The organism is Actinoplanes sp. NPDC026670, from assembly GCF_040638175.1.
GTDB lineage: Bacteria > Actinomycetota > Actinomycetes > Mycobacteriales > Micromonosporaceae > Actinoplanes.
In genome coordinates, this window is the sequence record NZ_JBEZXU010000004.1 from 116,618 (window position 1) to 134,540 (window position 17,923).

A 17,923-nucleotide genomic window follows, 5' to 3' on the forward strand; every position below is an offset into this window, starting at 1 on the left:
ACGGGAACGGCCGAAGACGGGGCGTCGGGGACGGGATCGGCCGAAGACGAGATGTCCGAGACGGGAACGGAACTCCGCATGGCGCGCACACTAACGACAGGGTCCGACAAGAATTGAAGATCATGCGATCATCCGCAGATGTCCGACGAGAGGCTGCGCCGGCTCGGCGCGATGCGCGACTGTGACCGGATCCTGTCCGGGATCCGCCCGAAGACCATGCGGGACCGGCTCGCCGATCTCGAAGCCGGCGGTGACCTGGACGGCTGGCCGGACTTCTACGGCAACGGCCCGGTCGAGACGCTGGAGAAGCGGGTCGCCGACCTGCTCGGCGTCCAAGCCGCGGTGTTCTTCCCGACCGGCACGATGGCCCAGCAGGTGGCGCTGCGGTACGGCGCCGACCGGACCGGAGTCCCAGCGGCCGCGCTGCACCCCCTCGGCCATCAGGAGGTCCACGAACGGCACGCGTATGCCGAGCTCACCGGCCTGCGCGGGATCCGTTCCACGACTGAGCGGCGCAACCCGACGGCGGCCGAGATCGCCCGGCTCGGCGAACCGGTGAGCACAGTGGTCATCGAGTTGCCGATGCGCGACGCCGGGTTCGTGCTGCCGTCCTGGGAGGAGCTGGTCGCGGTGGCCAAGGCGGCCCGCGCGATCGGCGCCCGGGTGCATTTCGACGGCGCCCGGATCTGGGAGTCGACGCCGCATCTGGGCCACTCGTTGCGGGAGGTGGCGGCGCTCGCGGACAGCGTCTACGTGTCGTTCTACAAGTCACTCGACGGGATCAGCGGGGCGGTGCTCGCCGGGACGGCCGATCTCGGCGACTACGCCCGGGCCTGGCGTCATCGGTACGGCGGGACGATCTTCCAGCAGTGGCCGACAGTGTTGTCCGCGCTGGCCGGGCTCGACCGGGAGTTGCCTCGGCTGCCGGAGTATGTGCGCCATGCCCGTACCATCGCTGAGGCTTTGTCGGTTTTGCCGGGAGCCAAGGTCTTCCCGCAGCCGCCGCACACCCATCAGTTCCGGCTCTGGCTGCCGTTTTCGGCGGCCGCGCTCGACGCGGCCGTCCTCGTGATGGCCGAGCGGGACCGGGTCTGGTTCGCCGGTGGCTGGCTGGACGCGGACGTGCCCGGCTACGCGATGACCGAGGTCACGGTAGCCGGGCACGCTCTGGAGTGGACCGCCGCCGACGTCGCCGAGATCGGCGCCCGGCTGCTGGCCGAGATCTAGATCCGGCCGGTGCCGGCACCCGCCTTGACCTTGGCCGACACCGTCGCGGTGGCGTCCAGGGTCACCGAGTAGGGCGCCTTGGTGAACGTGCCGGTCTGGGTGATCACCGGTTCCTCACCGCCGAAGTCGTTGCCGGAGATGTTCGCGAAGCCGTCGAGGTCGGAGTCCTCGGTGGTCCAGACCGGCAGCTTCACGTTGACGAACACGTTGTTCTCGACCAGGCACTGCGACTCCATGAGGCAGTGGATGCCGCTGGTCTTGGCGTTGCTGAACAGGTTGTTGAAGAGGTGCACGGTGCCGAACCGGAGCCGCGGCAGCCGGGAGGCGACGTTGTCGAACCAGTTGTGGGCGTACGTGACGTGCAGCGTGCCGGTGTCCTCGGCCGCGTTGTTGTCGCTGTGGCCGAGCAGCGAGCCCTTCGAGTGGTCGTGCAGGTAGTTCCAGGAGACCGTGACCAGGTCGGTGGCGTGGGTCAGGTCGACCATGCCGTCGTAGAAGTCCTTGTCGTGGCTGGTGTCGTTGAACAGCTCGTTGTGGTCGATCCAGATGTGGTCCGACTTCTGCGCGGCGATCAGGTCGACCGGGGCCTGCGCGAACGAGATCTTCAGGTTCCGGACGATGACGTTGGTGGCCTTCTTGATGTAGATGCCGGCGCCGGTCAGGCCGGCGTTCGCGCCGACGCCCACGAGCGTCTTGTTGGAGGAGACGACGACCTGGTCGGTGCCGCTGCCGGTGAGGATCGTGGAGAGCTGGAGGATCTTCGGGCCGTCCGAGGCGGCCTCGGTGATCAGCTGGTCCAGTGAGGTGATCTTGACGGTGGTGCCGCCGGCGCCGCCCGTGGTGCCCGCGCCGAAGCCGATCGGGCTGGACTCGAAGCTGCCGCCGCTGGTGGGAGCCGTCGTGGGTGACGCGGTCGCGGTAGGTGAGGCGGTTGCGGTGGGTGCGGCGGTCGCGGTGGGTGAGGCGGTTGCGGAGGCCGTCGCCGTTGCGGTCGGGGTCGCTGCGCCATTCAACGACACTGCTACGTCGTCGAACTGCGCGGCCGCGTCGTAGGTCTGCACACCGATCCGGCCGCTACCGAACGCCGAGGCCGTGCCGGACAGGATCGACGCGCCGTTCACCGAGCCGGTCAGGCTGTTGCCGCTCACACCCAGGCCCAGCGTGTAGGCGGTTCCGGGGGTGACGGTCAGCGCGGCCTCACTGAGCACCGTCACATTGCCGGACTTCACCGACTCCAGCCGCACCTTGTTCGCGCCGGTCAGCGCCAGCCGGTAGAAGCTTGTCGAGCTGGTCGACCGGGCCACGATCGCGGCGTATCCGCCGGAGGTGACCGAGAGCGGTTCGACCTTCGCGGTGACCGTGTAGTCGGTCCAGTCGGTGGACCCGGCGAACTGCCGGGCCAGTGTCGCACCGGTCTTGCCCTGCTGGAGCACCTTGCTGCCGTCGCTGACGATCGACCAGGTGCCGCCGGACTTGCTCCAGCCGGCGGTGTCGCCGTCCTCGAAGGTGTCGGTGAATCCGGCCGCGGTGGCGGTGTCGGCATCCGCGAAGGAGACCGAGGCCAGGCCGCCCATGCCGGCCACGACGGCGGCCATGCCGGCTGCGATGACCACCTTCCGTTTACGGCTGCTCTTCTTCGGTGCGCTTTCCATGGTGTTCCTTTCCATGGGGGATGAGAGGCGTTGGGGGACGCCCATCAGGTGCGCAACCTTGTGGTCCGGGACGGTGCCTTGGTTGCACCTCCGCTTATGTGACCCTGATCACTGATCATGGAAGGGCTGGTTGCGGCGGCAGGGGATGATCCGACCGGGAGGGTGATGCCGATGGGCACCTGGCTGGCGACGATCCGATTCCCCGACGGCACCGAGCGATACGCCGACTACAGCACCGTGGTGGAGTCCACCTACAACCCGCTGTATCCCGAGGTGCGCCGGGAGGGGCGCGACAAGGCGGTCGGCGAGCCTCTGCCGTACGACCGCGATGCCCCGTTGTCCTCGCCCGGCGAGATGGTGCTGGTGACGGTGACCCAGCAGCCCGACGACGACGTGTGGCGTGCGCTGTACTGCCCGAGCCGGGCCATGCTGGTCGGCCCGCTCTCGGATTTCTACAGGTATGCGTTGCAGGAGGACTACGACCTGATCCGCGACGACGGCGGTGTCCGGCACCTGTGCAGGTGGGCCGACCCGCCGGCGATCTGTGGCGCGGCGCCGACCGGCGAGCGGCTGGGTCTCCACTTCCCGTCTCCGGGCATGCACTGGAACGAGGAGACCGACGGCCCGTACCCGACGTCGCCGCCGGCGCCGGACCTGTTCGCCGAGTGGAACGCCCCGGACATCTGCCGCCCCTGCCTGCTCGCCTGGCTGCTGACACCGGAGCCGATCACGTCTCCGGACCCGCTACCGGAGCCACCGTCCACATGGTGGACACGGGCGAAGCGGGCCTGGCTGGGCTGACCGCCACCCGAGATCAACCGGGCCTTGTCCCGAGCGCGGAAGACGCCTACGCTGCCAGCAGCAGGAAAGCGCTTTCCTACAAGAATCTCCGGAGGGATACCGAATGGCAGCGCGTAGATCGATCGGCATCGTCGTCAATGGTGTCACCGGCCGGATGGGCTACCGCCAGCACCTGGTTCGTTCCCTTCTCGCCATCCGTGAGCAGGGCGGCGTGCCGCTCGCCGGGGGAGGCCACATCTGGCCCGAGCCGATCCTGGTCGGCCGCGACCCCGACAAACTGGCCGCCATCGCGGCCCAGCACGGCCTCACCGAGTGGACCACCGACCTGGATGCGGCCCTCGCCCGCCCGGATGTGGAGATCTACTTCGACGCCCAGGTGACCGCGCAGCGGGAGAAGGCGATCCGTCAGGCGATCGCCGCCGGCAAGCACGTCTACACCGAGAAGCCGCTGGCCGAGAGCTCGGCGGCCTCGATCGAGCTGGCCGAGCTGGCCGAGTCCGCGGGCATCCGCAACGGCGTGGTCCAGGACAAGCTCTTCCTGCCCGGCCTGCGCAAGCTCAAGCGCCTGATCGACGGCGGCTTCTTCGGCCGGATCCTGTCGGTACGCGGCGAGTTCGGCTACTGGGTGTTCGAGGGCGACTGGCAGGTGGCCCAGCGTCCGTCGTGGAACTACCGGCTCGCCGACGGCGGCGGCATCGTGATGGACATGTTCCCGCACTGGAACTACGTGCTCGAGGAGCTGTTCGGCAACGTCCGCGCGGTTCAGGCGACCACCGCCACGCACATCACCAAGCGGGTCGACGAGCGCGGCGACGAGTACACCGCCGACGCCGACGACGCCGCCTACGCGATCTTCGAGCTGGAGGGCGGCATCGTCGCCCAGCTCAACTCCTCCTGGACGGTCCGGGTCAACCGGGACGAGCTGGTCGAGTTCCAGGTCGACGGCACCGAGGGCAGCGCCGTGGCCGGCCTGCGCGGCTGCAAGATCCAGCACCGGGCCACCACCCCGAAGCCGGTCTGGAACCCGGACCTGCCGCTCACCGGCAGGTCGTTCCGCGACGAGTGGACCGAAGTGCCGGACAACGAGGAGTTCGACAACGGCTTCAAGGTGCAGTGGGAGGCGTTCCTGCGGCACGTCGTCGCGGGCGAGACGTTCCACTGGGACTTCCGCTCCGGCGCCCGTGGTGTGCGCCTGGCCGAGGCCGGTCTCGAGTCGGCCCGTACCGGTCAGCGGATCGAGATCGGGGAAGCCTGACATGAGCGTCGTCAAACTTCCGGGCGGACGGAGGATCACCCTCTCCACCGAGGCGGACTGGAGCCCACCGGCCGCCCCGCCGACCAGCCGGATCGCCTACGCCGCGGCACACGTGGTGGCCAACCCGCTGGCGGAGAACGTGCCGGGCGCCCCGGCCGCCGTCGACTGGGACACCACGCTGGCGTTCCGGCGGCACCTCTGGTCCTACGGTTTCGGAGTTGCCGAGGCCATGGACACCGCCCAGCGCGGCATGGGCCTGGACTACGCGGCCACCAAGGAGCTGATCCAGCGGAGCTCGGCGGAGGCGGCCGCGCACGGTGGCCGGATCGTGGCGGGTGTCGCCACCGACCAGCTGGAGCCGGGCCCGGTCACCCTCGACCAGGTGCGGGCGGCGTACGCCGAGCAACTGGCCGACGTCCTGACCGCGGGCGCCGACCCGGTGCTGATGTGCAGCCGGCATCTCGCCGCCACGGCCCGGGACGCCGACGACTACCTCGGCATCTACCGTGAGCTGCTGGACGCCTCGGACAAGCCGGTGGTGCTGCACTGGCTCGGCACCGCGTTCGATCCGGCCCTGGAGGGTTACTGGGGTTCGTCCGACGTGGACAAGGCCACCGAGACCGTGCTCGAGCTGATCAACAGCAACCCGGCGAAGGTCGACGGCATCAAGATCTCGCTGCTCGACGCCGACCACGAGATCCGGCTGCGCCGCCGCCTGCCGGACGGGGTCCGGATGTACACCGGTGACGATTTCAACTACCCGACACTGATCATGGGTGACTCCCAGGGCTACTCGGATGCGCTGCTCGGGATCTTCGCGGCCATCGCACCGGCCGCCGCAGGGGCACTGGAGGCACTCGACCGGGGCGACCGCGAGACGTACAACCGGTGCATGGACCCGACGGTCCCGCTGTCCCGGCACATCTTCAAGAAGCCGACGTTCTACTACAAGACCGGCATCGTCTTCCTGGCCTGGCTCAACGGCCACCAGGAGCACTTCACCATGGTCGGTGGCCTCCAGTCGGGCCGCTCGGTGCCGCACTTCGCCACGCTCGTCGACCTGGCCAACGAGGCGAACCTGTTCCTCGACCCCGACCTGGCCGCCCACCGGGCGAACCGATTCTTCGAGGTGATGGCCGGATGAGCAGGTTCTCGTTCAACCAGATCACGGCGAAGCACTGGGAGCTGACCGAGATGGTCAAGGGCCTGGTCGACGCCGGCGTGGACAAGGTCGCGCTGTGGCGTGAGCCGGTCGCCGAGTACGGCCTGGAGCGCTCGGCCGCCCTGGTCCGCGACGCCGGCCTGTCCGTCACCACGCTCTGCCGCAGCGGGTTCTTCCAGCTCGACGGCTGGTTCGACGAGAACCGCCGGGCCATCGACGAAGCCTTCGAACTGAAGACAAGAGTGCTTGTCCTGGTCTCCGGTGGGCTGCCCGAGGGCTCCAAGGACATCGCCGGCGCCCGGGCCCACGTCGCCGACGCGATCGCCCAGCTGGTCCCGCACGCTGCGGCGGCCGGCGTCACCTTGGCGATCGAGCCATTGCATCCGATGTACGCCGCCGACCGTTGCGTCATCAACACCTGGGACCAGGCGATGGCGATCGCCGAACAGCACCCGGTCGGCCAGGTCGGGGTCACCGTCGACACCTACCACCTGTGGTGGGACGACACCGTGCTGCCGAAGATCGAGGCGGCCGGCGAGCGGATCGCGATCTACCAGCTCGCCGACTGGATCACCCCGCTGCCGGCCGGCGTGCTCACCGGCCGCGGCCTGCCCGGTGAGGGCTGCGTCGACATGCGGGCCTTCCACGCCGCGGTGGAGAAGGCGGGCTACACCGGCCCGATCGAGGTCGAGGTGATGAACGAGCAGCTCTGGCAGCGCCCGGGCCCGGAGATCCTGGCCGACACCCTGGCCGGATACCAGAGCATCTGAGGGCTGCCGGTTCGTGGTCAACGACGCCCGCGAACCGGTCCCACAGGGCCACCCCGATGGTCCCGCAGGGCCACCCTTTCGTGCCGCCGAGCGGCTAATTTGAGTGCATGGCCTTCGATCAGGCACTGGCAGAGCGTATTCGGGACGGGCTCGATGACGTCGACGGGATCACCGACCGAAAGATGTTCGGCGGGATCACCTTCTCGCTGCACGGCAACCTGGCCGTCGGCGTGATGGGCGACGACCTGATCGTGCGGCTCGGTGCGGAGGCCGCCGAGGCCGCCCTGGCCGAGCCGGGCACGCGGGTCTTCGACTTCACCGGCCGACCAATGCGCAACTGGATCGTCGTCGGTGGCGAGCGGCTCGACGACGAGGGTCTGACCCGCTGGCTGCGCGCCGGGGTCGACTTCGCAGGCTCCCTCCCACCCAAGTAGGACCCCGGCCAGCCGGGCGGGACCGCGCGAGTAATCGATTCGGCGCGGCGGGCGGGACCGCGGCGAGTAGGCGATTCAGCGAGGCGGGCCGAGACCGCGCGAGTAGGCGATTCGGCAAGGCGCGCCGTAACCGCGCGAGTGGGCGATTCGGCCAGGCGGGCGGGACCGTCCGAGTCGGTGGCCCGACCAGGCGAGCGGAAACCGGCCGGGAGGGCGTTGCCGCGGCCGAGCCGTAGGTCACACTACGAGGGGGCGACGCGAGGGAGGGGATACGTGGCGGGGATCGACACCCCGGCCGGCTATACCCGCCTCGAGCGGGTGCGTACCGGCGTTGACGCCGACGTCTACCAGGCATGGGACGAGCGGGCCGGCCGGTGGGCCATGCTCCGGCTGTTCCATCGGTTCGTCGCCGGGCGGGCCGAGGAGGTCGCCTTCGCGACCCATGTCGCCGGGTGGGTCGGGCTGCGCCGTAACACGTCGATCGTGCCGGTCCGGGCCGGTGGGATCACCGCGACCGGCCGTCCCTGGCTGGCCCTCGACCGGGTCGAGGGGCGTCTGCTGGCCGAGATCCTGCGTGACGATCCGCCGTCGCCGGGCGACGCCGTCGACCTGGTGATCCGGCTGGCCGACGCGCTGGCCTGGGCGCATGCGCTGCGCCCGCCGATGGTGCACGGCCGGGTCCGGGCCGAGCACGTCATCGTCGACCCGTCCGGGGTGCCGCTGCTCACCGATTTCGCCACGCCACGGCCCGACGGCGCGCCCGTGCCGACACCGGGCGGAGACGTGACCGATCTGGCGATGCTGCTGTTCCGCGCGCTCACCGGCAACTCCTGGCCGGGCCGCGGCGAGCCGGACGCCCTGGCCATCGCCGTCTGGCCGGGCCTGACCGGGCTGTTCGACGAGGTGCTGACGCCGGTCCCGGCGATCGAGTCGATGGCGGTCTTCGCGGCACGGTTGCAGGCGGTGCGGCACGCGGCCGATGCGGCGGTCCCGATTCCGGCCGCCGCGCCGGGCGATATCACACCGGCTTCGCCGCCGGAGATCGACAAAACTGTGGGGTACGGCGGACGGCGCCCCCTGTCGATGCTGGCGTTCATGGCGTTGCTGCGCCGGCACCGCTGACCGGCCTGACCGGCGGGAGGCCCGGGATCGCGGCCTCGAAGACCCGGCTGCGCGCGGCCAGGACGCACGGGTCCTGACCGCCGCCCGCTCAGCGGCGTTTGCCCTGGGCACGTAGCTCGACGAGGAGCCCGTCCCGGTCGGTGAGGACCGCGCCGAGGATGCGGCGGCCCGCGGCCAGCAGGTCGGCGACATCAGTGGTGCTGAGCGCGTACATGACAAGTGCGCCGTCCCGGAACGAGGTGACGATTCCGGCCCGGCGCAGGACGGCGAGTTGCTGGGACAGGTTCGAGGCTTCCACGTCGATCTCGGCGAGCAGGTCACGGACCGGCTTCGGACCGTCCTGGAGCAGTTCCAGCACCCGGATCCGGACCGGATGACCGAGGGTGCGGAACATCTCGGCCTTCGCCTGGTACAGCGGCACTGACACGTTCCGTCCCCTCCGCCGAGAATCCAGCTCTACCGGCGTCCAACCGTGCAGGTTCGGGCTCGGTTACGGCGTACCGCTGAATGAAATGATGTGCAGTTTCGTATTTGAAGAAATCTTCAACTGATCGGTTACACGATCCATGAACCCACGATCCCCTGGAGCGCAGGCGGACATCGTGTGCGACCGGTTCGGTCCGGTGTCGTACACGCTCGGCGCAGACCCGGACCGAGTGGAGGATCGATATGCCGGACATGGACGTAGCCCTCAAGGATGCGATGCAGATCGACGGCGCCATCGGCGTCGCGCTCGTCGACCGCTCCAGCGGTATGGCGCTGGGCATCGCCGGCGGAGGCCGGGAGTTCGACCTGCAGGTGGCGTCGGCCGCCAACACCGAGGTGGTCCGGGCGAAGCTCCGCACGATGGAGATGCTCAGCCTGCACGAGAAGATCGAGGACATCCTGATCACCCTGGATTCGCAGTACCACCTGATCCGGCCGCTGACCGGACGTTCCGGGCAGGGCCTGTTCCTCTACCTCGCGCTCAACAAGGACCGGGCGAATCTGGCTCTGGCCCGGCACCAGTTGAAGCGGATCGAGGGCAGCCTGGACATCTAGAGTGGGGGCATGCTCGCGCCCCCGATGGCGGAGGTCCCCACCGCCATGATGAGCCAGCAGTGGCGGCGGATGACGTTCCTGCACTGGCGCTATCCGGTCGATGATGTGCGCCCGCTGCTTCCGGAGGGCCTCACGCCTGATACCGACGACGACCTGGTCTGGGTGGGCATGCTTCCGTTCCTGATGGACGAGGTGCGCCCACCCTGGCTCCCGTCGGTTCCGTGGCTGTCAAAATTTCCCGAGACCAACCTGCGGACGTACGTTCGTGGCCCGGACGGCAGCGCCGGGATCTACTTCTTCTCGCTCGACGCGGCCCGGCTGCCCGCGGTGGCGGTGGCCCGGGCCGGGCTCAACCTGCCGTACCGATGGTCCCGGATGTCGCTGCGGACCGACGGCGACCTGACCGAGTACCGGGGCAGCCGGTTCGCCGAGCCGCGCGGCGCCGGGTACCGGCTGCGGGTCCGTTCCGGCGAGCCGTTCCCGGAGCACGAGCTGGGCCGGATCGACCATTTCCTGACCACCCAGTACCGCCTCTACACGGTCGTGGCCGGCCGGCTGGTCAGCGTCGACGTGTGGCATCCGCCCTGGTCGTTGTACCGGGCCGAGGTGCTGGAACTGGAACAGGACCTGACCACGGCGGCCGGCCTGCCACCGCCGCACGGCGGCCCGCTGGTGCACTCGTCGCCGGGTGTCGGTACCCGAATCGGTCTACCGAGGCTGGTCCGCTGACCGGATTAGAACATCAGTTCGAGTTATCCACAGGCTGTGCACACAGCCTGTGGGTTCCGCCCCACGCCGCGCCTGCCGCCCCACGCCGCGCCTGCCGCCCCGCCCCGCGCCCGCCGCGCCCGCCGCCCCGCGCCCGCCGCCCCGCGCCGCGCCTGCCATCCCGTGCCTGCGTCCCGCGCCGGCCGTCCCGCCGCCCACGGCTCGCCTCCCGCGGATCTTGCACGACTTTTCGCGCTCGCGTCGATCTTGCAGCCCTTTCCATGCCCCAACGGGAAGAAAGCTGCAAGGTCTCCCCGGCGCCGCAGACCTTGCAAGACAAAACATGCCCAGACGTGAAGAACCATGCAAGATCGCTATCGGCATGGAGAACCGTGCAAGATCCAGCAAGGCCGGTCAGGGCCCAAATCTCCGCGAATGCGACATTTAGCCTCAGGTTGGTGTCTCGGCCGCCTGCGTGACCGGTGCGACAGCCGGGACGTCGAGACCGAAGGTGGTCCCGGCTGCCCGAAGGCTCGGCGGGAAACATCGCACAGCAGAAGGGATCGACCGCGGATGCGGCGAAAGCCTGAAGGACCTCAGGTGCCGCGGAACTTCACAAGATCGAGATAGGACGACTGATCAGTATCGGTCGTTAGTGTCGATGCGCTTGTGGATCAACAGCCAGGTGGCCGGGAGCAACGCCGCCGCGAAGAGCGTCTTCAGGAGATCGCCGAGCAGGTAGGGCGCCAGGCCCGCGCCGACCGCGGCGGGCACGTCGATACCCGTCGAGAACGCCAGCCACGGCACCCCGACCAGGTAGATCAGGGCGTTGCCGGCGGCCATCAGCCCGATCGTGTGCGACGGGCGGCGGTCCGCGCCGAGCGCCGCGAGCTGGCCGGTCAGGGCCGCCGCGAGTACGAAGCCGATCAGGTAGCCGGCGGTCGCCGAGGGCCAGCCGGATGCGCCGCCGGCGAACCACGGCACTCCGAGCGCGCCGGCCAGAACGTAGACGACCATGCCGGCGGCGCCACGGGTCGCGCCCAGGGTGGCGCCGGCGAGGAGCACGGCGAAGGTCTGCCCGGTGATCGGGACGGGCGATCCGGGGACCGGGATGGCGATCTGTGCGGCGAGGCCGACGGCGCCGGCGGCGCCCAGGGTCAGGAGCACATCGCGTACGGCGGACCGGCCCCACACATCGGCCAGGACACCCGTCGATCTCCCGGGGTGCACGCTGAAAGCGCTGTAAGTCACCGGAGGACCTCCTGTCCGTACATGTAGGAGGAACCTTAGGTCCCACCGTGTTCCGACGTCAGCCGTGCAGAAAGAACTGTGATACGGAAGTGATCGTTTTCGGGCCGTCCCGGCGTGGGACGGCCCGAAACGATCAGGTGGATCAGACGGTGAGCGTCCAGGTGTTGATGTAGCCGGTGTCCGACGAGTAGACATCCTGGGCCTTCAGGCGCCAGGTGCCGTTCGCCGCCTCGGTGGAGAGGTTGACCGTGTAGGTCGTGACGATGTTGTCCGTGCTGTCGGAGCTGGACGTCGCCTTCAGGGCGTAGGTGCTGCCGTCCGGCGCCACCAGGTCGAGCTTGACGTCACCCCGGTAGGTGTGGACGACGTTGACCGCGACCGTCGAGGTGGACGACGCGCTGCGGGCGCAGCCGCTGATCACGATGTCGCTGTAGATCGCGCTGCCGGCGTCCGGGATCGACACGTCGGTGGCGTTGGTGCCGGCGCAACCGGTCGGGGCGGTGGTCGGCGAGGTGGTCGGCGACGCCGTCGGCGACGTGGTCGGGGTGCTGGTGGTGCACGTCGGGTCGGCGGTCTGGGCCGGCACGCTCACCGCGTCCCAGGCGGCCTTCGTCTTGTTGAAGAGACCACAGGTGCTGTCCAGGGCCTTGGCCGAGGTCAGCGTCCAGGTGCGGTACTTCAGGTAGGACGAGCTGCTGGTCTTCATCAGCATCGCGTTGTACATGATCTTGGTGGCGGTCTGGATGCCGACGCCGGTGAGGGCGCCGGTGCCGGTGCACCGGGTGCTCGCGGGCTGCCCGTTGGTCGGGTTGGTGCCCTCGGCGAGCAGGTAGAACCAGTGGTTGCCGGGGCCGGCCGCGGCGTGCACCTCCTGGCTCGGGGTGCTGCTGGAGTAGCAGTTGTCGTCACCGGCGAGCGACGGGTTGTACATGTACCGGATCGGGCCGCTGCCGACCAGGTTGACCTCTTCGCCGACCTGGTAGTCGGCCGGGTCGTTGGCGTTGGCGGCGTAGGCCTCGGTGGCCGCGCCGAAGACGTCGCCGACGAACTCCTGGGTGCCGTTGCCGGAGATGCCACCGGGGGTGTTGTCGTCGATGCCGTGACCGATCTCGTGGCCGACGACGTCGAGCGACGAGATCCACTGGCCGGCGTTGTTCTTGCCGATCTGGACCTGGGTGCCGTCGTAGTAGGCGTTGACGTCGTTCAGGCCGACCCGGATCGGCCAGGCGCCGCCGCTGCTGGTGAAGCCGGTGCGGCCCAGCCAGCTGGAGAGCATCGCCTTCTGCTTCTGCGCCGCGTACAGCGCGTCGACGCAGCCGGTCTCCTTGTTGGTGCCGGTGCCGTTGCCCCACACGTTGTCAGTGCCGCTGAAGGTCGTGTTGGTCGACGAGTCCTGGCAGGTCAGGGTCGCGATCGACGGGTCCTTCAGGCTGTAGGTGCTGCCCGAGAGCGTGGTGTCCAGGCTGACCGAGCCGACGATCCAGCCGGTGCCGGTGCCGGTCGCGTGGGTGACGTTCTCCTTGGTGCGCAACACCGCGCCGGAGGTCGCGTCGACGTCGACGGTGAGCCGGCTGACGTTCTCCTCGCCGTGCTCGTCGATCTTGGTGCCGTTGACGACCGACTCCCAGGCCAGGGCCGGGGCGCCGGTTGTGTTGAGCACGACCAGCTTGGTGCTCTCGACGTTCTTCACGGTCTTGAGCTCGGCCTTGGCGAACGGGACGGACTCGGAGGCGGAGAGCTTCGGGGTGACCGAAAGCTGCCCGATCGCCCGGTCCTGCGCGACCGACGTGTACTTGGTCTGGCCGGAGCGGTCGGTGACGACGACGAAGTCGCCACCGATGACCTGGAGACCCTTGTAGGTGCGCTCGTAGGGGACGTACTGGAGATTGTCTGTCGAGATCACCGGGCGCTGCACGAACGCCTCGTCGGCGCTGGCCAGCAGCACCGCGGGGCGATCAGCGATGAGGGCCGCCGCCGAGTCCTTCGCGAGCGCCGCGACCGCGGCGGGGTCGGTGGGGATCGGTGTCTGGGCGGTCGCCGGTCCGACAACCGCCACCATCGCCGACGCCGCCGCGGTCGCGGCGGACAGGGCGATGACGACTGGGGTACGGGATTTCACGCCTTCTCCTCTCCCGCCCGGGGGATTGGCGGGCGGGCCTCAACCGTCCGAGGACGGCGGGTCACACCGGGGTGACTTGAGGTGAGACGTTATGTATAGACAGGCTTCACCGAATCGGGGAAAACCCTTGCGCTTCTCAGCAAGCGTTCAGGACTCCCAGGAAGTTCACAGAGAACGAGGTCTCAGGAACCGACCTCGCTCACCTCGACGAAGGGCTCGTTGTTCCACCATTGAGCGTGGACGATGAAGCCCTTCTCGGTCCGGATGAAGTAGACAGCCAGGTTCACGTCCGACCCCTGCTTCTCCACTCGGTAGCCGTCGGCGGGCGTGGCAGTGACGAGCGACACTATGCCCTTGCTCGTCATCCGGATCACCGCGATGCCGCCCTCGGTGGTGAACGACTTCACATAGGTCTTCACGCCGTCACTGGTAGTGACGGTCCAGCCGTTCTCCGTGGAGGTCGCCGGCGCCGTCGTGGTGGTCACCGGCGACGACCCGGGGGCCGACGGCGACTTCGAGGTGGGCTTCGGTTCGGCCGACGACGATCGGCTGCGCGACGGAGTGGGCTTCGTGGTGCGCGTCGGGTCGGTGGTCTCCGGCGGGACGACGGCGCCGGTCTCCGACACCGCGGCCGGCGCCGGGAGCTGGTCGATGTCCGGCAGCTCACCCGAATCGGCGCGAGCCGCGTTGAGAACCGGTGAGAGCGCCACCGAGGAGAGCACGATGCTCGTCGCTGTGGCCACACACCACCCGGCTATCGGCACCCACCTGGAAGATCGCACGCGGCCATTCTCGCACCTGGTCCTATGGTTATCGCCATGGCGATGATCCTGTTGGTCGAGGACGACCGCATCATCACGGCCGCTCTGACCAGGGCCCTGACCGATGCCGGGCATGTGGTGCGCCCGGTCGGCCAGGCTGCCCAGGCGTTGAAGATCGTCACCCAGGAGCGGCCCGACCTGGTGATTCTCGATCTCGGACTGCCCGATATCGACGGCACCGACGCGCTGCGGATGATGCGTACCGTCTCCGATGTGCCGGTGATCGTCGCCACCGCCCGGCGCTCCGAGGCGGACATCATCGCGTTGCTCAGCGCCGGCGCCGACGACTACGTGACCAAGCCGTTCTCCGGCGGCCACATCCTCGCCCGGATCTCGGCGGTGCTGCGCCGGGCCCGGACCATCACCGAGCAACAGCCCAACACGATCACTGTGGGTGACCTGGTGATCAAGCCGCGGCAGCGCCGGGTCGAACTCCGCGGCGAGCCGTTGCAGCTCACCCGGCGCGAGTTCGACGTGCTCGCGTACCTTGCCGAGCGGGTCGGCCAGGTGATCAGCCGGCGCGAGCTGATGAACCAGGTGTGGCAGCAGGCGCGGATCGGCGAGGAACAGACCATCGACGTGCACATCTCGTGGCTGCGCCGCAAACTCGGCGAGACCGCCGCAAAACCGTGTTACCTGCACACCGTACGGGGAGTGGGCGTCATGATGGTCGATCCGCAATGAGGTGGGCCCTCAACCGTCTGGCGCTGGCCATCACCTCGATGGTGGCGCTCGCCTTCCTCGTGCCGCTCGCCGTCGCGACCCGGCAGATCGCCTACGACCGGGCCATCTCCGACGCCCGCCAGCAGGCCACCTCGATGGTCACCGTGCTCGGTGTCGACAGTGACCTGGTCACCCTGACCAACGCGGTGGCCAGCACCGCGGCCGGCAGCGCCGGGCGGCTCGCCCTGCACCTGCCGGACATCGACCCGATCGGGACCTCGCACCTCAGCAAGGCGACCGTGCGACGCGCAGCCGAGGAACGGCGGGCCGCCACAGCCGAGGCCGAGGGCGGGGTCGCGTACCTCCAGCCGACCGTGCTCACCGATGGCCGTACCGTCGTGGTCGAGGTTTTCGTGCCGGGTGAGGAGACGCGGCGCGGTGTCGGATTCGCCTGGCTTGCCCTCGGTGGTCTGGCGATTGTGCTGGTCGGCGGCTCGACGCTGCTCGCCGACCGGCTCGGCAGCCAGCTGGTCCGATCCACCCGCCAGCTCGCGGCGGCGAGTCGCCGCCTCGGCGGCGGCGAGCTCAACGAGCGCATCACCCCGACCGGCCCGCGCGAGCTGCGCGACGCGGCCAGCGCTTTCAACACCATGGCCGACGATCTGCGACGCTTGCTGGATCGCGAGCGCGAGCTGGCCGCAGACCTTTCCCATCGATTGCGTACGCCGTTGACGGGCCTCCGTCTCGACGTCGAGGCGATGCCGCCCGGCCCGATCGCCGAACGCATGCGCCAGGCGTGTGACCTGCTCGACGAGGAGCTCGAAGCGATCATCACCGGCGCCCGGCTGGGCAGCATCGAGAAACGCGGCTCCCAGCAGTGCGACCTGGTCGAGGTGCTCGCCGACCGGCTGGCCTTCTGGTCGGTGCTCGCCGAGGATCAGGAACGGCCCTGGGAGGTGGTCGGCGGCAACGAGCAGGTGCTGCTGCCGATGCCGGCCGGCGAGGTGATCCTGGTGGTGGACGCGCTGCTCGGCAACGTCTTCTCGCACACCCCGGACGGCACCGCGTTCCGGGTCAGCGTCTCGGCCAGCGGCCTGCTCGTCGACGACGCCGGCCCCGGCATCCCCGACCCGGAACGGGCGGTGACCCGCGGATTCAGTGGCGCCGGATCGACCGGCCTGGGCCTGGACATCGTGCGCCGGGCCGCCGAGACGGTTCGCGGTCAAATGGTCATCGACCGTAGCCCGTTAGGGGGAGCGCGCATCGGAATCCTCCTGCACGCGCCCGTCCTGGAGTCCGCTGACCAGCGCAAACGTCGCTGATAACGGCTTTAAAAGCGGTTTCCGGTTCCTTTAAGGCTCCGTTATGGCAGCCGCTCCTAATGTTCGCCCGGTAACTGCCAGGTCGAATCATTGGAGAGCTGACATGCGCAGGAAGATCGCCTACCCGCTGGCCACCCTCGGGATGGTCGCCTCGTCGTTGGCGGTCGCGTCGTCGCCCGCCCTGGCACACGGCTACGTCTCCTCGCCTCCGAGCCGTCAGGCGCAGTGCGCCGCGGGCTCGGTCGCGAACTGTGGCGCCATCCAGTTCGAGCCGCAGAGCGCCGAGGCTCCGAAGGGGTCCAAGGAGTGCAACGGTGGTGTCGCCGCCTTCTCGGAGCTGAACAACAACTCCCTGCCCTGGCGGGCCACCGACGTCGGGAAGTCGGTGACCTTCAACTGGGTCCTGACCGCCCGGCACCGGACCGCCACCTGGGTGTACTACGTGGACGGCAACCCGATCGCGACGTTCGACGACAAGAACGCCATCCCGGCGGCCTCGGTCTCGCACACCGTCGACCTGAGCCGCTTCTCGGGCCGTAAGACGGTCCTCGCGGTGTGGAACATCGGCGACACCCCGATGGCCTTCTACAACTGCGTGGACGTCAACATCGGCGGCACCGGGTCGACGACTCCGGCGCCGACTCCGACCACCGCGCCGACGACCGCGGCCCCGACCACCCCGCCGGTCACGACCGCGCCGACCACCGCGGCTCCGACCGCCACCAGCACCTCGTCGTCCTCGGCCTCCGGCAAAGCCTGGGCACCGGGGGTTTCTTACAAGATCAACGACGTGGTGACGTACGAGGGAGTCTCCTACAAGTGCCGCCAGGCGCACCAGTCGATCCGCAGCTGGGAGCCCTCCATCTGGACGCTCGCCCTCTGGCTGCCGCTGTGAAGCGCCGGGTCGCCGCCGCCCTCGTGATCGCCGCCGCCCCGTTCCTGCTGGGCGCCTGCGGAACCGACGTCGACAAGCCGGCCGCACCGGCCGGCACCGTCGCCACCAAGACCGACGTCAAGAACGTCGCCGAGATCACCGCCGGATCGACGTTCAACGACACCGACGTGATGTTCCTGCAGATGCTGATCGACAACCTCGACCAGGGCCAGCAGATGGCGCAGACCGCGGCCAAGCGGGCCACCCGCCCCGAGGTCGCCGAGCTCGCCAAGGCCGTGCAGGTCACCCAGGCCGACGAGATCAAGCTGATGAAGGGCTGGCTCGCCGAATGGGGCAAGCCGGCCACCCTCGACGAGCGGGTCAGCCTGCACGCCGACCACGGTGGCATGCCGAGCACCGGGGACAAGGAGATCGCCTCGCTGACGACGGTGAAGAAGGCGCAGTTCGAGACGGCCTTCCTCAACCTCTTCCTGGCGCACCAGCACAACGCCGTCGAGTTCGCTCAGATGGAACTCGACAAGGGCGGCAACGAGCTGGCCAAGTCCTTCGCGGAACGGGTCAAGCAGTCCCGTACCGACCAGGTCCAGCAGATGCTCAAGCTGCTCGCCGGCTGACGTTCGTTTGGAAAACGGTGCAGTCCATCACGGACTGCACCGTTTTCCGGTTTTCTTACCTAATGA

General features: G+C 69.1%; 18 protein-coding genes. 13 read left to right on the forward strand and 5 right to left on the reverse strand.

What is annotated here, in order from left to right; all coding sequences use genetic code 11:
• The first annotated feature begins 138 nt into the window (after window positions 1–138).
• Window positions 139–1,227, forward strand: coding sequence for a beta-eliminating lyase-related protein (locus tag AB0E94_RS05595; RefSeq protein WP_360322948.1), 1,089 nt, complete (start codon window positions 139–141; stop codon window positions 1,225–1,227).
• Here AB0E94_RS05595 and AB0E94_RS05600 read toward each other — a convergent pair.
• Window positions 1,224–2,879, reverse strand: a complete 1,656-nt coding sequence (locus AB0E94_RS05600) for a polysaccharide lyase family 1 protein (RefSeq protein ID WP_360322950.1) — start codon at window positions 2,877–2,879, stop codon at window positions 1,224–1,226. The genes AB0E94_RS05595 and AB0E94_RS05600 overlap by 4 nt on opposite strands.
• 171 nt (window positions 2,880–3,050) lie before the next feature.
• Between AB0E94_RS05600 and AB0E94_RS05605 the strand changes: the two genes are divergently transcribed.
• From AB0E94_RS05605 to AB0E94_RS05630, 6 genes are all read left to right on the forward strand, one after another.
• Window positions 3,051–3,680, forward strand: coding sequence for a hypothetical protein (locus tag AB0E94_RS05605; RefSeq protein WP_360322952.1), 630 nt, complete (start codon window positions 3,051–3,053; stop codon window positions 3,678–3,680).
• A gap of 103 nt (window positions 3,681–3,783) precedes the next feature.
• Window positions 3,784–4,935, forward strand: a complete 1,152-nt coding sequence (locus AB0E94_RS05610; protein ID WP_360322954.1) for a Gfo/Idh/MocA family oxidoreductase — start codon at window positions 3,784–3,786, stop codon at window positions 4,933–4,935.
• A gap of 1 nt (window position 4,936) precedes the next feature.
• The gene (locus AB0E94_RS05615) at window positions 4,937–6,079 is read left to right on the forward strand and encodes a dihydrodipicolinate synthase family protein (RefSeq protein WP_360322956.1); all 1,143 of its coding nucleotides are present in this window, start codon (window positions 4,937–4,939) and stop codon (window positions 6,077–6,079) included.
• Complete coding sequence (locus tag AB0E94_RS05620) at window positions 6,076–6,867, forward strand: sugar phosphate isomerase/epimerase family protein (RefSeq protein WP_360322958.1); 792 nt, start codon at window positions 6,076–6,078, stop codon at window positions 6,865–6,867. The genes AB0E94_RS05615 and AB0E94_RS05620 overlap by 4 nt, the downstream gene beginning before the upstream one ends.
• A gap of 107 nt (window positions 6,868–6,974) precedes the next feature.
• Window positions 6,975–7,301 carry a TfoX/Sxy family protein gene (locus AB0E94_RS05625; protein WP_360322960.1) on the forward strand — a complete coding sequence of 109 codons (327 nt, stop codon included), beginning with the start codon at window positions 6,975–6,977 and terminating at the stop codon, window positions 7,299–7,301.
• Window positions 7,302–7,574: 273 nt separating this feature from the next.
• A complete protein-coding gene (locus AB0E94_RS05630; RefSeq protein ID WP_360322962.1) occupies window positions 7,575–8,423 on the forward strand; it encodes a phosphotransferase in 849 nt (282 codons plus the stop codon).
• 88 nt (window positions 8,424–8,511) lie between these two features.
• Here AB0E94_RS05630 and AB0E94_RS05635 read toward each other — a convergent pair whose 3' ends face one another.
• Window positions 8,512–8,850, reverse strand: coding sequence for a metalloregulator ArsR/SmtB family transcription factor (locus AB0E94_RS05635; RefSeq protein WP_360322964.1), 339 nt, complete (start codon window positions 8,848–8,850; stop codon window positions 8,512–8,514).
• Window positions 8,851–9,092: 242 nt separating this feature from the next.
• Between AB0E94_RS05635 and AB0E94_RS05640 the strand changes: the two genes are divergently transcribed.
• Window positions 9,093–9,464: a hypothetical protein gene (locus AB0E94_RS05640; protein ID WP_317789618.1), complete on the forward strand. Its 372-nt coding sequence runs from the start codon at window positions 9,093–9,095 to the stop codon at window positions 9,462–9,464.
• A gap of 9 nt (window positions 9,465–9,473) precedes the next feature.
• Complete coding sequence (locus AB0E94_RS05645) at window positions 9,474–10,193, forward strand: DUF2071 domain-containing protein (RefSeq protein ID WP_360322966.1); 720 nt, start codon at window positions 9,474–9,476, stop codon at window positions 10,191–10,193.
• A gap of 618 nt (window positions 10,194–10,811) precedes the next feature.
• Here AB0E94_RS05645 and AB0E94_RS05650 read toward each other — a convergent pair.
• From AB0E94_RS05650 to AB0E94_RS05660, 3 genes are all read right to left on the reverse strand, one after another.
• Window positions 10,812–11,423 carry a biotin transporter BioY gene (locus tag AB0E94_RS05650; RefSeq protein ID WP_360322968.1) on the reverse strand — a complete coding sequence of 204 codons (612 nt, stop codon included), beginning with the start codon at window positions 11,421–11,423 and terminating at the stop codon, window positions 10,812–10,814.
• Between the two features lie 142 nt (window positions 11,424–11,565).
• Entirely contained in the window at window positions 11,566–13,542 is a 1,977-nt protein-coding gene (locus AB0E94_RS05655) for a M4 family metallopeptidase (protein ID WP_360322970.1), read from the reverse strand.
• 182 nt (window positions 13,543–13,724) lie between these two features.
• The gene (locus AB0E94_RS05660) at window positions 13,725–14,324 is read right to left on the reverse strand and encodes a DNA mismatch repair protein MutL (RefSeq protein ID WP_360322972.1); all 600 of its coding nucleotides are present in this window, start codon (window positions 14,322–14,324) and stop codon (window positions 13,725–13,727) included.
• 36 nt (window positions 14,325–14,360) lie between these two features.
• Here AB0E94_RS05660 and AB0E94_RS05665 point away from each other — a divergent pair, with 36 nt between their 5' ends.
• The 4 genes from AB0E94_RS05665 to AB0E94_RS05680 all read left to right on the forward strand — a co-directional run bounded on the left by AB0E94_RS05665 (window position 14,361) and on the right by AB0E94_RS05680 (window position 17,857).
• Window positions 14,361–15,047: a response regulator transcription factor gene (locus tag AB0E94_RS05665; protein WP_360322974.1), complete on the forward strand. Its 687-nt coding sequence runs from the start codon at window positions 14,361–14,363 to the stop codon at window positions 15,045–15,047.
• Window positions 15,044–16,348, forward strand: a complete 1,305-nt coding sequence (locus tag AB0E94_RS05670) for a HAMP domain-containing sensor histidine kinase (protein WP_360322976.1) — start codon at window positions 15,044–15,046, stop codon at window positions 16,346–16,348. The genes AB0E94_RS05665 and AB0E94_RS05670 overlap by 4 nt, the downstream gene beginning before the upstream one ends.
• A gap of 103 nt (window positions 16,349–16,451) precedes the next feature.
• Window positions 16,452–17,243 (forward strand): lytic polysaccharide monooxygenase, encoded by a 792-nt coding sequence (locus AB0E94_RS05675; protein WP_360322978.1) that lies wholly within the window; start codon window positions 16,452–16,454, stop codon window positions 17,241–17,243.
• On the forward strand, window positions 17,240–17,857 hold the full coding sequence (locus tag AB0E94_RS05680) for a DUF305 domain-containing protein (protein ID WP_360322980.1): 618 nt from the start codon (window positions 17,240–17,242) through the stop codon (window positions 17,855–17,857). The genes AB0E94_RS05675 and AB0E94_RS05680 overlap by 4 nt, the downstream gene beginning before the upstream one ends.
• Window positions 17,858–17,923: the final 66 nt, after the last annotated feature.